Source organism: Limosilactobacillus viscerum (assembly GCF_947387525.1).
Classification (GTDB): Bacteria; Bacillota; Bacilli; order Lactobacillales; family Lactobacillaceae; genus Limosilactobacillus; species Limosilactobacillus viscerum.
The window spans coordinates 21,833-36,970 of sequence record NZ_CANDNW010000017.1 but is presented as its reverse complement, the minus strand read 5'-3'; the positions used below and the strand labels follow the sequence as shown (position 1 = coordinate 36,970).

At 45.2% G+C, this 15,138-nt stretch carries 12 protein-coding genes and 1 pseudogene; 6 read left to right on the top strand and 7 right to left on the bottom strand.

The window, feature by feature from the left end:
* Positions 1-924, bottom strand: a 924-nt coding sequence (locus QOS07_RS06125) for an alpha/beta hydrolase (protein WP_408613335.1), incomplete at its 3' end; no start/stop codon positions are given.
* Positions 925-1,042: 118 nt separating this feature from the next.
* On the opposite strand from QOS07_RS06125, the gene QOS07_RS06120 reads away from it, so the two are divergent.
* From QOS07_RS06120 to QOS07_RS06110, 3 genes are all read left to right on the top strand, one after another.
* Positions 1,043-1,528 carry a GNAT family N-acetyltransferase gene (locus QOS07_RS06120; protein ID WP_408613334.1) on the top strand — a complete coding sequence of 162 codons (486 nt, stop codon included), beginning with the start codon at positions 1,043-1,045 and terminating at the stop codon, positions 1,526-1,528.
* Between the two features lie 98 nt (positions 1,529-1,626).
* Positions 1,627-2,109, top strand: coding sequence for a GNAT family N-acetyltransferase (locus QOS07_RS06115; RefSeq protein ID WP_283588090.1), 483 nt, complete (start codon positions 1,627-1,629; stop codon positions 2,107-2,109).
* A gap of 90 nt (positions 2,110-2,199) precedes the next feature.
* Positions 2,200-2,436, top strand: a complete 237-nt coding sequence (locus QOS07_RS06110; protein WP_283588089.1) for a cytochrome b5 domain-containing protein — start codon at positions 2,200-2,202, stop codon at positions 2,434-2,436.
* Positions 2,437-2,534: 98 nt separating this feature from the next.
* On the opposite strand, the gene QOS07_RS06105 is transcribed toward QOS07_RS06110, so the two are convergent.
* The 3 genes from QOS07_RS06105 to QOS07_RS06095 all read right to left on the bottom strand — a co-directional run bounded on the left by QOS07_RS06105 (position 2,535) and on the right by QOS07_RS06095 (position 5,690).
* Positions 2,535-2,795, bottom strand: a complete 261-nt coding sequence (locus tag QOS07_RS06105; protein ID WP_283588088.1) for a hypothetical protein — start codon at positions 2,793-2,795, stop codon at positions 2,535-2,537.
* Between the two features lie 205 nt (positions 2,796-3,000).
* The gene (locus QOS07_RS06100) at positions 3,001-4,359 is read right to left on the bottom strand and encodes an amino acid permease (protein WP_283588087.1); all 1,359 of its coding nucleotides are present in this window, start codon (positions 4,357-4,359) and stop codon (positions 3,001-3,003) included.
* A gap of 194 nt (positions 4,360-4,553) precedes the next feature.
* Positions 4,554-5,690, bottom strand: coding sequence for a 5-methyltetrahydropteroyltriglutamate--homocysteine S-methyltransferase (locus tag QOS07_RS06095; protein ID WP_283588086.1), 1,137 nt, complete (start codon positions 5,688-5,690; stop codon positions 4,554-4,556).
* Positions 5,691-6,193: 503 nt separating this feature from the next.
* Between QOS07_RS06095 and QOS07_RS06090 the strand changes: the two genes are divergently transcribed.
* Complete coding sequence (locus QOS07_RS06090; RefSeq protein ID WP_283588085.1) at positions 6,194-7,486, top strand: alkaline phosphatase family protein; 1,293 nt, start codon at positions 6,194-6,196, stop codon at positions 7,484-7,486.
* A gap of 8 nt (positions 7,487-7,494) precedes the next feature.
* Positions 7,495-8,742 carry an MFS transporter gene (locus tag QOS07_RS06085; protein ID WP_283588084.1) on the top strand — a complete coding sequence of 416 codons (1,248 nt, stop codon included), beginning with the start codon at positions 7,495-7,497 and terminating at the stop codon, positions 8,740-8,742.
* Positions 8,743-9,036: 294 nt separating this feature from the next.
* On the opposite strand, the gene thrS is transcribed toward QOS07_RS06085, so the two are convergent.
* The 3 genes and pseudogenes from thrS to QOS07_RS06070 all read right to left on the bottom strand — a co-directional run bounded on the left by thrS (position 9,037) and on the right by QOS07_RS06070 (position 13,688).
* Positions 9,037-10,839, bottom strand: coding sequence for a threonine--tRNA ligase (gene thrS / locus QOS07_RS06080; RefSeq protein WP_283588083.1), 1,803 nt, complete (start codon positions 10,837-10,839; stop codon positions 9,037-9,039).
* 348 nt (positions 10,840-11,187) lie between these two features.
* Positions 11,188-11,766, bottom strand: coding sequence for a hypothetical protein (locus tag QOS07_RS06075; protein WP_283588082.1), 579 nt, complete (start codon positions 11,764-11,766; stop codon positions 11,188-11,190).
* Positions 11,767-12,079: 313 nt separating this feature from the next.
* Positions 12,080-13,688 (bottom strand): annotated as a pseudogene (locus QOS07_RS06070) (Nramp family divalent metal transporter).
* Between the two features lie 331 nt (positions 13,689-14,019).
* On the opposite strand from QOS07_RS06070, the gene QOS07_RS06065 reads away from it, so the two are divergent.
* Positions 14,020-15,033, top strand: coding sequence for a zinc-dependent alcohol dehydrogenase family protein (locus tag QOS07_RS06065; RefSeq protein ID WP_283588081.1), 1,014 nt, complete (start codon positions 14,020-14,022; stop codon positions 15,031-15,033).
* Positions 15,034-15,138: the final 105 nt, after the last annotated feature.

The following is a 15,138-nucleotide window of genomic DNA, read 5'->3' as shown; positions in this document are numbered from 1 at the left end:
ATTGGCGAACACCAATTGAGATCTTTTTGCGTAATCTGCGTTACTAAATTTGTTCAAGTTATTTCTTGCAATCTGCCTTACCCATAAAAAGTTGATCAGTGCTTGGTCAACTTGGTGGTTGTTGTTATGCAACTTGCTGTGCTGGGCGCTTTTACCATGCAGTTCAAGCTCCTGGTAGGATTTTGCCCGGCCGGCAACTAGGTACTTCAACGACTTAGCGGAGTTAACGGGAACGTCCCCGTCAGACTTGGACCCATCGTCAAGGTTGCCGTAAATGTTGAGAACACGGGTGTTACGGGGGAAGTTATTCCGGAGACTCAGCAATGCCCGATATGACGAATCTTCATGAACTGGCTTCCCAGTCGTTGTGTTAATATTACCCTCAGCCGTAGCCTGGCCGACGAGCCCGTTGTAGTGACCAGCAATTGCAACTAAGTGATCAATCTTTGGGAGGTGTCCTGCATTATCGTTAATATAGTTAGCAATTTCAAGGTTGCCCATTGAATGACCAACCAGGTTGATTGCAGGGAAGTTACCTTGCCCTTCAAGTGCGGTTACCACGTTTTTTACATAAGTCCCGCCATGGTGGTAGCCCTTAGTGTAGTTGCTTTGGTAGTGACTTAACTTGTTGTCTTCGAGGTTAACTTCCACGATGGGGTTGATGGCGCCGTGGGGGATGTGCCGGTTAAAGGTTACTTTTCCCTGCCGGTCAACATTAGCCCGAACGATTGTCTTGGTGACGCCAGCCCGGACGGCGGCCTTCGCCATCTTGTCTTCTGCATGGGCACCGGAGCCCCAGCCGTGGACAAAGATAGTAGGGACGGTCGATTGGCGGTAGTGTTGAACCGCGGCGTGACCGCTGATGGTAAGACCAATTGTGGCAATTACCATGGCAACGGTATTTAATAAGTAGTGTTTTTTCACGATTTATCCTCGCTTCCTGTTAGATCTTGTTACCTTGATGGTAAGGGGATAAGATGACAATGTAAAATACTAATATTAAATTAACTAACATAATTAATATGTATGGAGGCAGCAAACGATGATCAAGGTCACTAATGTAACGATGGCAGACTTACCAGCCGTGGTGGCAATTGAACGGGCGGGTTTTAGTCCTGCCGAAGCGGGTACCCCGGCTGCATTTCGCGACCGGATTGCCAAATTAGGTGATACCTTCCTGGTGGCAAAAGATGGCAGCCGGATTGTTGGCTTTATTGTCGGCCCAGCAACAGGGGATGAGTTTGTGACCGACGAGATGTATGAACGGACGCCAAGCAGCTTGCCGAGTGGTGGCCACCAGCTGGTTCTTTCGATTGCAGTTGCACCGGAATGCCGGGGTCAGGGAGTAGGCAGTCAGCTCTTGGCGGCACTTGAAAAAGTGGCTCGGGCTAGACAACGGACGACAATTTCACTCGACTCATTGGCAAGGAACGTTCCATTCTACCTTGCAAATGGTTTTGAACAGGTCGGAGTATCGGATTCTAGTCATGCTGAGGAAACCTGGTACCACCTGGTAAAGAAATTATAGTTTGCTTTTATTTAGCTAATGTAAACGGTTGCCGTTTTTGGGGGAATAAGCTACGATTAAATTGTGAACATACTTTAAAAGAATGAGGGCGATTATCGATGCTAGAAATTAACAATGCGACGATGGGTGACTATGGTGCAATTGTTGCGATTGAAATGATGGGTGTGCGGCTGCAAGCGGGCACGCCGGAAGTAATTCAAGACCGGATTGCCAAGCAAAATGATACCTTCCTGGTAGCCCGGGATGACCAGCGGGTAGTGGGCTTGATTGTTGGTGCTGTCAGCAAGGATGAATTTATCCACGATGCAATGTATAAGCAAGCAGCAGCGAATGAAGCAACTGGTGGTCACCAGCTAGTGTTGGGAATTGCCCAGGCAGCTAATTATGGCGACCAGGAACTCAGTGCCAAATTACTGGCAGCACTTGAAAAGGTAGCCCGGGCTGCCCACCGTGAGACAATGTCGTTGCTTTCGCTTGAAAAAGACATTCCTTTTTATGAGAAAAACGGTTTCCAGCGGGCCGGTGTGTCAGATGTTAAACATGGTGGTAACACTTGGTACAACATGGTTAAGAAGTTGTAATTTTATTTTAAGCCCGAGCAAATTTATTGCTTTTGCCACCGGGCTACGGTATGGTTAAAGTACCAAAATTAAGAAAATAGGAGACCGCTTATGGCAAAAGAATTTACAAAAGAAGAATTACAACAATACAATGGTCAAAATGGTCAACCTTCTTACGTAGCGGTTGAGGGCGTTGTATATGACGTTTCCGGAAAAGATGCCTGGGCTGGTGGCCAACACCACGGCAACGTTGCCGGAAAAGATCTGACGAAGATTATTACTTCCGTAGCGCCACACGGTAAGCGGGTCCTTGATGGCTTACCGGTTGTTGGTAAATTAGTTGAGTAATTTAAAAAGTAGCGAGGAAGAAGTTGATTACGACTTCTTCCTCGCTACTTTTTAATTAGGGTAAGAAAAAGAAAGAGTTTAGGATTGGTTAGTTGAGATTATTGGTTGTTCTTGCGGTAGCCGTAGTAGAATTGCAGGCATGCAATTACCACGTTGACCCAGTTCATGCCGAGGAACCATGGGGCAATTCCACCAGCATCGTGACTTACACCGTAGTAAACCCAGAAACCAACAATAACAGCGATAACGTTAATCCAAGCAAAGGTCTTTTGCAGTGATTGGTTATCGAGCTTGAACCACATCCAGATAACGTTAATAACGAACCAAATTGCTAAAATCCAAAAAATAACCTTAAACATAATAATTGCCTCCTTAAAAAATAATATCTGGAGCTGTGGATGAATAAGACATCTGTTTCATTCATCTACACTTATACATTTTAGCGACTTTTTACTAACCAACAAGGCTTATTCTTGGAGGATCGTTCTCTGCTACAACGATCATCGCAAAGCAGTTTGAAAATCATCACTTTTTAGTAATCGGCCAGTTAGTAGACAATTTTACTTACCTGTCCTTTCCGGTAATTAGCTTGTATTGCCAGAAGAGAATTGCAAAGAATACTAAGAAGAGGATTAATGATAGACGGGTGGAAGGCTCAATCAGGAGAACAACCAGTACACCGACGAAGAAAAGCAGGGTTAGCCAGCTGGTAACGGGGTAGCCGGGCATGGTAAAGATCTTGACGCCAGCCGGATTCTTCTTCCGGTAGAGAATATGGCACCAAAGAATAATAATCCAGATAAAGAGGAAGTTAATCGTTGAGACACTTGAAATAATGTTGAAGATCTTTGATGGGACAAAGTAGTTTAACGCAACAACAATCAGCAGGACCATTGAGGAAAAGTTCAGCGCCCGCTTCGGCACAGCTTCACTACTCAGCTTAGCAAAATAGTGCGGTGCGTTTCCGGTACTAGCCAGGGTATAGAGCGTCCGACTAGTTGTAAAGATGGCACTATTTGTTGCAGACATGGCAGCGGTCAAAACGACAAAGTTAATGATTCCGGCAGCGTACTTAATTCCAACGGCAGTAAAGACTTGAACAAAGGGACTCGTGTTAGTTTTAATTAGGTTCCATGGGTAAACCGACATAATTACCAGCATTGATCCAATATAGAAAAGTGCGATCCGAATCGGCAAGGTATTAATTGCGTGGGGCAGCTCTTTTTCAGGGTTGGCCGCTTCACCAGCAGTTACGCCGACCATTTCAATCCCAGCAAAGGCGAAGACCACCATTTGGCAGCCCATCATAAAGCCACTTCGCCCGGTTGGGAATAGTCCGCCATAGGCTACCAGGTTATTAAATGATGCTGGCACACCGTTGACGACATGGTGGTTGAAGACCATCCCAAGTCCAATCAGAATTAATGCAATAATGGCTGCCACCTTGACCAGGGAGAACCAACTTTCAATCTCGCCGAAGATACCGACGCTGACCATATTTGCCAACATCAAGAGAAGAACAATAATCAGTGGGCCAACCCATTGTGGTAAATGAGGAAACCAGAACTTGAGGTAGATCCCAGTTGCGGTTAGGTCCGCCATCGCAAGACTAATCCAACAGATCCAGTACATCCAGCCAGTTACAAATTCCATTCGGGGGCCCATATAAGTGCTAACAAAATCAATAAAAGAGTGCTTACTTGTGTCGGACAGCATTAGCTCACCGAGTGCGCGCATTAGCATAAAGGTAAAAATGCCCATTACCAGGTAAGCGATGATAATTGATGGACCGGCATGGTGGATGGCCTGGCCCGAGCCAAGAAAGAGCCCGGTCCCAATCGCACCGCCGATAGCAATCATCGTAATGTGCCGACTATTTAACGAACGATTTAGTTGCTGAGTTTCTGGTTGGTTTTCTTTCATCTTCGTCAACTCCTTTTTAGATTAAGTTTCTATGATAATTTTTTTAGAACTTCTGACAAGAGTTAACTAAATGAAAGTAGTCATCTACAAGACGTCATGATCGGAATATAAAAAAGAGACTGAAAATTGATTCAGTCTCTTTGTCGTTTATAAGGATACTAAGATGATAGCTAGACCGCCTTTTGCGAATGAATTTAACCCCAGACCTCTTCGGCGATTTCCTTAACGAGGGTAACTTTCTTCCATTGCTGTTCTTCGGTTAGGATGTTACCTTCTTCGGTTGAAGCAAAACCACACTGGGGGCTCAAGCATAAGTGGTCAAGTGGGTGGAACTTGGCAGCTTCCTTGATCCGATTAATGATTGCTTCCTTGTCCTCGAGTTCACCGTTTTTGGAAGTGATTAGGCCGAGAACAACGTATTTTTCATCAGGAACTTTAGCAAGTGGTTCAAAGCCGCCAGCACGGTCAGAATCATATTCGAGATAGAATGCGTTAACGTTTTCTTGCGCGAATAATGTGTCGGCAACCGGGCCATAGCCGCCAGCCGCGGCCCAGGTTGAATGGTAGTTACCACGGCAAACGTGAGTATTAATCGTGAGGTCGGCTGGTAAGTTAACGATTGCCTCATTGTTGACCCGGAGGAAGCGTTCCTGGAGCGCCTTTAATTCGGAAGTGTCCGCATTCGGATCCTTCTTCTTTAGGTTGGCAAAGTTATTAACTGAAATTCCCCAGGTACAGTCATCGAGTTGGAGAGTACGACAGCCAGCAGCGTACAAGTCTTCAATTACTTGGTGATAAGCAGCCGCAACATCATGATCGAGGTCATCTAAAGATTCGTAAGCATTCTTGACGCTAGCCTGGTTTTCAGGACGGATTAATTCTTCCAAGAACTGCGCAGGTGCGGGAATAGTTTGCTTAACTTGTGTTCCACGTGAAACATGGTCACGAACGAACTTAAAGTAGTTGACAAAGGGGTGGTTCTTGCCAGAAATTTTACCTTCAACCTGGACGGAATCATTACGTGTTTCTTCAGCGTGGAAAAAGTAACCGTGCTTCAAATTAACGTGTTTAACCCCTTGCAGTCCCCAGAAGAAGTCGAGGTGCCAGTAGCTGCGCCGGAATTCTCCATCTGTGACAGCCTTTAGTCCTGCGGCTTCTTCTTTCTTGATTAGGTCAATAATGCATTTATCTTCCACTGCGGTGAGGTCGGCTTGGCTAATTTCACCCTTGGCAAACTTTGCCCGGGCGTCCTTTAATTCTTGTGGACGGAGAAAGCTCCCCACAACATCATAGCGGAACGGTGATACAGTACGGTTAGTAAATTCAGTCATCAAAATCGGTCCTTTCTTAGTTAGCGCAAGTGGATAAGTTCAGGAAAGAGAGCAAATAAAAAAGTCCCTAGGAAAAGCTTCTTTACTTTTCCTAGGGACGTCAATTTCAATCATTAATTAACGTGTTACCACCCTAATTTAGGTAGACCTTCCAATCTACCCCTCAGTAGGTACACCCGCAGGTAAACCCAGACGTTTTATCGGTCGTCAATCGTGGGTAGCTTACCAGAATGGCTCGCCACCCGTTAATGCTCCAAGACCATCTTCAGTTAGCTTTGCCACATCGTATCTCATCAGCCACGACTCTCTGTGCTGGTTCAACTAACTTACTCATCTCTTCTAAGCGATTTCTAATTTAATTGTCATTATCTTAATAAATTCTAATCTAAAAGTCAACCACCATTTTTAAATTAGTTGCCAAAATTGTAAAACTTGGTAAAAAGATTGAACGATAGTAGAATGGTAATATGTTATTTTTTGAGAGGTAGAAGGCTGAGATAAAAATGAAACGAAATAAGCTAGTAGTAATTTCACTAGATTCGATGGGCTTTCGTGACTTAAATGAGTTACGGGACCTAGTACCAAACCTGGCCCAACTCATTGAAAAGGGGACCTGGGTAAAAAAAGTCCAGGGGATTTTCCCGACGCTAACGTACCCGTCCCACACATCAATCATTACTGGGCAGTACCCAGCAGTACACGGGGTTGTTAATAATACAAAACTCCAACCACGGCGCCTATCACCGGACTGGTATTGGTACCGGAAGGACGTTAAAGCAACACCACTTTATGACGTGGCCCGGGAAGCGGGAATGACCACTGCTGCCTTTTTGTGGCCGGTTACTGCCGGTAGCAAGATTGACTATAACTTGGCGGAAATTTTTCCTAATCGGATCTGGACTAACCAGGTCATGGTATCGTTAAAGGCTAGTTCACCATGGTTCTTGATGCAGATGAACCACCGTTATGGCAAGCTCCGCCATGGAATCAAGCAGCCATGGCTTGATGACTTCATTACGGCTTGCGCGGTTGATACCCTGAAAAACAAGCAGCCAGACCTGACATTAATTCACCTGGTTGATATGGACAGCATGCGTCACCGCTATGGTGTGCGTTCTGATGAGGCAAAGGCGGCTTTGCAGCGGCTTGATGGCCGGGTTGCACGGTTGATCCGGGCAACTAAGGATGCAGGGACGTATGACCAGACCAACTTTGTTATCCTTGGTGACCACTACCAGATTAATGTTGATAAGATGATCCACTTAAATCAGCTTTTTGCAAAGCAGGGATGGCTAACACCAGTTGATGGTAAGACAACCTATAAGGGTAATTGGCGGGTAACTGCCAAGACTTGTGATGGTGAGACCTATGTCTATACCCGCGGCAACGTTGACCTTGGAAAGGTTAAGCAGGTAATTGCGGGTGTTGAAGGGGTTGAGCATATTTACGATGGCGCCGAAGCCGTTAAACTCGGTGCGGATCCCAAGTGTGCCTTCCTGGTTGAAGCAAAACCAGGTTATTACTTTACCGACGAAGTAAACCGGCCAGCGGTAGTTGAAAAAGTGGACCCAGCATCGCTAGGAACTCATGATCGTTACCATGGGGTTCATGGTTACGGCCCTAACCAGCCGAATTACTTCACTACCGCTATTTTTGCGGGCCCCGATGTTCGCGAAGGGGCAACAGTTGAAGGTGTGCACCTGGTTGATGAAGGTCCAACTTTTGCTGCATTACTCGGCCTGAAATACCCAGCACCTACTGCCGGCCAGCCAATTCGTGGCGTCCTTAAGAAGTGAGGTGCCACGTGAAACTAAATAAGCAACAATGGCAATGGATATTTTATGACTGGGCCAATTCTGGCTACGGGATTCTGGTAATCACCGCGGTTCTTCCAGTATATTTCAAGGCGGTTGCACATGATGCTGGTGTTTCAGCAGTCAACTCGACTGCTTTCTGGGGCTACGCGAATAGCTTTGGTACGCTGATTGTTTCTTTGCTAGCGCCATTGCTCGGCGCGTTGGCTGACTACCCACGTTCTAAGCGCCGTTGGTTAAATGTCTTCACCTGGACGGGAATTGTCCTTACCTTTGGCTTGGCACTAATTCCACCACACTTGTGGCAGTGGCTGTTGGTCATTTACGTTTTTAGCGTGATCGGTTATTCCGGTGGGAACCTTTTTTACGATAGTTTCTTAACTGACGTGGCTGATGACCACCAGATGGATATTGTTTCGACTACCGGTTATGGAATGGGCTATCTCGGTGGGGTAGTTGCTTTCATCGTCTTCCTGGCAGCCCAACTTAGCAACGGCTTTGGCGGCCTCCTTTCGAGCTATGGTGTTGCCCGTTTTAGCTTTGTAATTGCGGGTGTGTGGTGGATTATCTTTGCTTGGCCACTGCTCCGTCACGGCCACCAGCGCTATAGTGTTGCTGCTGTTAGTAACCCCGTGGCTGACAGTTTCCACCGGATTCAGCGGACCTTTCGCCATATAAAACAGTACCGGCGGATTACCTGGTTCTTAGTTGCCTACTTCTTCTACATTGATGGGGTGGATACCATCTTTACAATGGCCACTGCAATCGGGAAGGACCTTGGGGTTAATACAACCATGCTGATGATGATCCTATTGGTTGTCCAGCTGATTGCCTTCCCATTTTCGTTATTATACGGATGGTTAGCCCGGCGGACATCTAACCGGGCGGCGGTATTAACCGGGATCGTCATTTACCTGTTTATCTGCCTGTATGCAATCCGGCTGCACAGCCTCTTTGACTTTTGGTTCCTCGCTATTTTGATTGGGACTAGTCAGGGTGGTTTGCAAGCCTTGAGCCGGTCATACTTTGGTCAACTGGTACCAAAAAATTCTAGTAGTGAGTTCTTTGGCTTCTATAATATCCTTGGTAAATTTTCCGCAATCTTAGGCCCCTTGATCGTTGGGGTGGTGACCCAGTGGACCGGCAAGTCAACGATTGGAGTAGCCTCACTAGCGGCTCTCTTCGCGGTCGGCCTGTTGATTTTCTTGGCCTTGCCGAAGATTAGTGATGAAAAATAGATTTTTTAGTAAAAACAGGAGATGGCTTTGATCCGAAGTTAGTTTCCGTGAATACCAAAAGAGGTCCGAAGTTCATTTGTCGAGCTTCGGGCCTCTTTTGTGTTTGATATATATAAACGGGGAACGCCCGCTAGGTTTGCTGCTTACCTAGCGGGCGTTTTAGATATTATTCTCATTTTGATTGGAGGTTAATGAGTATAATATGACTACCTTTGGCACAAGGTATATCGTGGGGTTGAACTGCCCTGTACCAAAGTGCTTATTTATTATCTTTTTAGTAGGGGGAAAAGATAATTAGTTCTTACGTGAGTATGATGCAATATCTGCCAGAATTTCGTTCATGAAGTCGTCTTGGCTCATGCTGTTTTGATCCTTTTCACCGTACTTCCGAACAGAAACACTGTTGTTCTTAACTTCGTCATCACCGACAACCAGGGTGTATGGAACCTTTTGCGTTTGGGCTTCACGAATCTTGTAACCCATCTTTTCGTTCCGGTCATCGACAACAACCCGGATTTGGGCAGCCTTCAGCTTCTTAGCAAGCTTTTGTGCGTAGTCGCCGTGGTTTTCTTCACTAACTGGGATGATGTGAACTTGTTCAGGAGCTAACCAGGTAGGGAAGGCACCCTTGTAAATTTCAGTCAGGTAAGCAACGAACCGTTCCATCGTACCAACGATCCCACGGTGGATCATAACTGGCATGTGTTCCTTACCATCCTTGCCAACATAAGTTAAGCCGAACCGGTCTGGTTGCATGAAGTCCAGTTGGATGGTTGACATAGTTTCTTCATTACCAAGGGCGGTCTTAGTTTGAATATCAAGCTTTGGACCGTAGAATGCGGCTTCACCTTCGGCTTCGTAGTAGTCAAGGTTCAAGTCATCCATGGCAGCCTTTAACAGCTTTTGTGACTTGTCCCACATTTCATCGTTACCGTAGTACTTTTCAGTGTTCTTAGGGTCACGAAGGGAAAGACGGAAGCTGTAATCAGTGATGTCAAAGTCCTTGTAAACGTCCATGATCAACTTCAGGATCTTGGCGAATTCAGAACGAATTTGTTCAACGGCAACGAAGGTGTGACCGTCGTTCAATGTCATTTCACGAACCCGTTGCAGACCTGACAGGGCACCTGACTTTTCGTAACGGTGCATCATACCAAGTTCAGCGATCCGCATTGGCAGGTCACGGTATGAACGGATGTGGTGCTTGAAGATTTGAATGTGGCTTGGGCAGTTCATTGGCCGAATTTCAAGCATTTCGCCATCACCCATGTCCATTGGTGGGAACATGTCATCACGGTAGTGTTCCCAGTGACCAGAAGTCTTGTAGGCGTCCAGGTTCATCAGAACTGGGGTGTAAACGTGTTGGTAACCATCGGCAACTTCACGGTCGATGATGTAACGTTCAATTGTCCGCCGAATAGTAGCACCCTTTGGCATCCAGTATGGTAAACCAGCACCAACCTTTGGATCAACGAAGAAGAGGTCCAGTTGGTTACCAATTACACGGTGGTCACGTTCACGTGCTTCTTGACGCTTCTTCATTTCTTCGTCAAGACCAGCCTTGTTGTAGAAGACAGTACCGTAAATCCGTTGGAGCATTGGGTTTGATGACATACCCTTCCAGTAAGCACCGGCAACGGATAAGAGCTTGAGGTGCTTAATTGCGTCACCATAAACCAGGATGTCGCTGTCGGCTAAGATCTTTGCATCGTTAGCTTGGTACATAGCAACCTTGCCATCCTTGGCAGCTTCCTTGATCAATTCGGTTGAGTATGGGTCATCCTTTACTTCTGCCAATGCATCGTCAAGGGCAACTTCGACAAATTCAACCTTTGCATCCTTAGCGGCGCCAACTAATGCGTCTTGCAATGCTGGTAATTCATCGGCGGAAACTTGTTGGTCATCCTTATCGGAGTCAACATGGAAACCATCTTCATCATAAACGGCTTCACCGAGCCGAATCCCCTTAAATTCTTGTTGCAAAGCACTCTTCAGTAATAATGCTGAAAGCTTGCGGAGTGCTTGTAACCCTTCTTCTGAATCACGGTCAATCTTTTTAACTGACCCGTCAACAGACATAACTGCAACTTGTGCCATAACGAAATCTCTCCTTTATAAAATTAAAAACGCCCCCAGTGCATACGAAAACCGTATGTACTAGGGACGTTAATTATCAATAGTTAGCGTGGTTCCACCCATGTTCAGAGTATTAAGATACTCTCTCTATGGTGTGTTAACGGACACGCCCCGACCAGCCTTATCTCGGCCAGTAATCATATGAAGGTGGTACAAGCAGCTGTCGACTAAATATGACTTCCAGCCTAGGTCATATCTCCCTGGTTAAGCACTAACTGCTTGCTTATCCTTTGATTGATTCAAATTATAACACCCAAATTTAGTTTGACAAGTACTTTTAATAAAAAAGTTATATTTATTCATTGGGCGTTAGTTAGATGCTTGTGCTTGCGGTCCAGAAGTGGCACCGCCACCAGTAGAGCCAGTTGGTGCGCTGCCTTGGCCCTGTTGTTGGCTACCACCCTGCTGACCAGTACCAGTAGACTGGTTTCCAGTTCCCGTAGTAGTTTGGGTGTTACTTTGTTGCCGACCCTGGTTAGTGGTTTGTTGACTACCGCCAGTCCGACCACTTGACGGTGTGTAAGAGTATGTGGTGGTAGTGCCGGTGTCATCATCGTCATCATTATCATCAATACTATCGCTATGGTGGCGGTGACGATGACTACTGGAGCGCTTAGAGCTGCTCGATACGCTGGTGCTATCATTATCTGTGTTGGTTCGTACTGGGTCTTGTTGCTTAACGATAAAGACAATGATACAGACTAGCAGAATTGCCAAAAGGATTCCTAGCAGGATTTTAAAGGTCTTTTTTCCACGGTTGCCGGGTTTCTTTGGGTGGTGGCTCTTTTGCCCCTTAAATAGGGAACCACGGGACCGTTTCTTGTTGTTTGAATCATAAAGTTGAACGCGGCTAGGCCGGTCTTGATTGTTGTTATTCAATGTGTTCACCTCATCTGGGTACACAGCTAACTGTGCTTTATAACATTCAAGTTTATATTATAACATTGATCATTGCTAGCAGGAGACAAAACTAAAACGGTCAAGCGCTGGTTGGGAGCGGGTGACCGTTTTAGTTTTTATTTACCTAGGGAGATTATTTATTTAGGATTGTTTATATCATACCCAGGAAAAATGAAGAAACTATGAAGCAAAAGTATAGAAAGTTAAAAGAAGCAAAATCTTTTGTAATTAGTGGTTAATAAAAAGAGACTGGGAAACAAGAATTTCTCAGCCTCATCGGTTAGATAGTTTACAGTATTAATTATTTTTTAGCAGAGTTCTTCATTTGTGCTTCACGTTGACCAAAGCCGCGACCTTCAGCAGCAAACCGCTTGTCACCTTGGTACAGTTCAACACAGGTCCATGCCAGCAGGACAAGGATAACGACAATTGAAATGTAGGCTAAGACATCAGCGGTACCCTTAGACCAAACACCAAATCCTTCGTATGTTGAAGGAAGGTTGTAAAGGTTTAGGAACGTTAATGCAATTACGGAAATCCAACCACAGATCTTAACCCATAGCCGGTTTTTGAATTCACCCATTTCAACATCACTGTTAGTCATCATCAGTAATGGCAACATTGAGAATGGCAGGGCAAATGCCAAGAAGACCTGTGAATTTTCCATTAAGAGGTTCAACGCCGTGTGTTGTTGAAGCTCGCTTTGGCCACTAGTCATCCCAACACAGATTAAAACAGGAACAACTGAGATCAAACGAGTAACTAACCGCCGTGCCCACAGAGGCATCTTCATGTGGACGAAACCTTCCATGATAACTTGACCGGTCAAAGTACCAGTAATGGTTGAGTTTTGACCAGAAGCTAACAGGGCAACGGCAAACAGAGTTGATAAGACACCGGACTTAGCAACGGCAATCAGGATTGGGTTGCTAAGCATCGAAGTGTTGTTCAATGCATCGTACAGACCGAAGAATGAACTATCCTTAACGGCACCGTACTTGAAGACAGCAACCCCCATGATTAACAGGAGGGCGTTAACAACGAAGGCCAGTGACAGTTGGATGTTAGAATCCCAAGTAGTGAAACGAACAGTTTGACGAATGCTATCAAGGTCATCGTGGTCGATCTTACGAGTCTGTGAAATAGCTGAGTGCAGGTACAAGTTGTGGGGGCATAACAGTCGCACCAATGATACCGAGAGAACCACTTAATGGGGTAATCCCACCGACTTCAGGGTGTTGTGCAATTGCTTTAGTTGAAGGTAGTAAGCCTGCAAATGCAGCTCCCCAGTTAGGGTCAGACAAAGCAACTTGGTAAGCGAAGACGAACAAGATAACCAGAATCAAACATGCAACAATTGCTTCGATCTTCCGGAAACCAATCTTTGTCAAAAGTAACAGAACTAAAACGTCAAGGACAGTAATAAATACTGATGGAATCAATGGAATGTGGAAGAGGAGGTTTAGGGCAATCGCCGCACCAATAACTTCCGCAATATCGGTCGCCATAATGGCTAATTCAGTCATGATCCAAAGAATAATCCCTAATGCTTTACCGGTCCGTGCCCGTGTTGCCTGGGCTAGGTCCATTTGACTCACGATTCCGAGTTTAGCCGCCATGTATTGAAGCAACATCGCAATCAAACTTGAAATCAAGATAGTAGTCATCAGAGTATATTGGAAGCTTTGACCACCGGTAATTGAAGTAGCCCAGTTACCTGGATCCATGTACCCAACTGCGACGAGGGCACCAGGACCAGAGTAGGCAAACAAGGTCTTGAAAAAGCCCTTGCCATGTGGTACTTCAACGGTTCCGTTGATTTCTTCAAGTGACTTACCGTTAGCATACTCTATCAAGTGATGCTTCTTGTGTTGATTTTTTGTGTTATCCACGCCAAATCCACCTTTCATCTTATTTTGTTAACTTGATTTGGTAATCAAATTTAACTTAATTCGAATACTTTGTTAGGTTAGCATAAAAAATATTACATTTCAACGGAAGATCAGCGTAATTTAGGCATTTTTGACGGTTTTTTAGGGCAACCTTATTTTTGCGATGTACGGCTAATAGTAAAGTAAACGTTTACAGGAGTAGGCAGCAGAAATTTAAACTTTTTTTAGAAAAATTGGTGATCCGACAGCCCGCCAAGCGGTAAAACGTTTGATTTGATAAACGTTTGACAACTTGTGCACTTCTTAACTATAATAACTTGCGACATAAAGAAAAGGAGAATTATTTTTTATGAAAGCACTTGTTTTAACAGGAATTAAGCAACTTGAAGTTAAGGAAGTTGAAACCCCAGAAGTTAAGCCGGATGAGGTTTTGGTTCACACTGCCTATGCTGGTATTTGTGGTACTGACCATGCCTTATACGCAGGCCTGCCTGGCTCTGCTAGTGCGGTTCCACCAATTGTTTTGGGTCACGAAAATTCTGGTGTTGTTGCTAAGGTCGGTTCCGAAGTTAAGAACGTTAAGGTAGGGGACCGGGTAACGGTTGACCCTAACATCTACTGTGGTGAATGTAAGTACTGCCGGACTTCCCGTCCTGAAATGTGTGAAAACCTTTCTGCCGTTGGGGTTACCCGTGATGGTGGCTTTGAAGATTACTTTACGGCACCAGCTAAGGTTGTTTACGCTATCCCTGACAGTGTTTCATTGAAGGCTGCTGCGGTTACCGAACCACTATCATGTGCTGTTCACGGCGTAGACTTGCTTGAAATTCACCCTTACCAAAAGGCATTGGTAATTGGTGACGGCTTTATGGGTCAATTATTTGTCCAAACGCTTCAAGCTTACGGTGTTAGTGAAGTTACCTTAAGCGGACGTAATGATGCCAAACTGAAGTTGAACCATGACAAATTTGGTGCCAAGACGATTAATACCAAGAAGGGTGAAAAGATTCCAACTAATGCTTACGATATTGTTATCGAAGCTGTTGGTCGTCCTGAAACGCAAGAACAAGCTGTTGAAGCTGCCGCTCGTGGTGGTCAAGTATCAATGTTTGGTGTTGGTAACCCCGATGATAAGTTCTCAATCAACAGTTACGAGGTATTCCAAAAGCAACTGAAGATTCAAGGTGCCTTCATCAACCCTTACTGCTTCGAAGATTCTATTGCACTGATGGCTTCTGGTAAGGTTGACGTTCTTCCACTGCTTTCTCATGAATTTGATGTTAAGGAAGTTGATGACTTCGTTAATGGTCGAATCGAAAACGTCTCAAAGGCGGTTGTAAAGCTTGCTGGCGAAGAAGCTTAATTATTAATCGACAAGTATTTCCCGGGAAATAGTCGCGGGGAATACTTTTTATTTTTAAACCGAGTTGACACGGTGTCACTTTAGCGTTAATATGAAAATGCAATT

What these genes read in the sequence shown, in the direction of transcription:
- QOS07_RS06120 (WP_408613334.1), top strand. Translation starts at nt 1,043, where the DNA reads ATGATCAAGGTCACTAATGTAACGATGGCAGACTTACCAGCCGTGGTG.
- QOS07_RS06115 (WP_283588090.1), top strand. Translation starts at nt 1,627, where the DNA reads ATGCTAGAAATTAACAATGCGACGATGGGTGACTATGGTGCAATTGTT.
- QOS07_RS06110 (WP_283588089.1), top strand. Translation starts at nt 2,200, where the DNA reads ATGGCAAAAGAATTTACAAAAGAAGAATTACAACAATACAATGGTCAA.
- QOS07_RS06105 (WP_283588088.1), bottom strand. Translation starts at nt 2,795, where the DNA reads ATGTTTAAGGTTATTTTTTGGATTTTAGCAATTTGGTTCGTTATTAAC.
- QOS07_RS06100 (WP_283588087.1), bottom strand. Translation starts at nt 4,359, where the DNA reads ATGAAAGAAAACCAACCAGAAACTCAGCAACTAAATCGTTCGTTAAAT.
- QOS07_RS06095 (WP_283588086.1), bottom strand. Translation starts at nt 5,690, where the DNA reads ATGACTGAATTTACTAACCGTACTGTATCACCGTTCCGCTATGATGTT.
- QOS07_RS06090 (WP_283588085.1), top strand. Translation starts at nt 6,194, where the DNA reads ATGAAACGAAATAAGCTAGTAGTAATTTCACTAGATTCGATGGGCTTT.
- thrS (WP_283588083.1), bottom strand. Translation starts at nt 10,839, where the DNA reads ATGGCACAAGTTGCAGTTATGTCTGTTGACGGGTCAGTTAAAAAGATT.
- QOS07_RS06065 (WP_283588081.1), top strand. Translation starts at nt 14,020, where the DNA reads ATGAAAGCACTTGTTTTAACAGGAATTAAGCAACTTGAAGTTAAGGAA.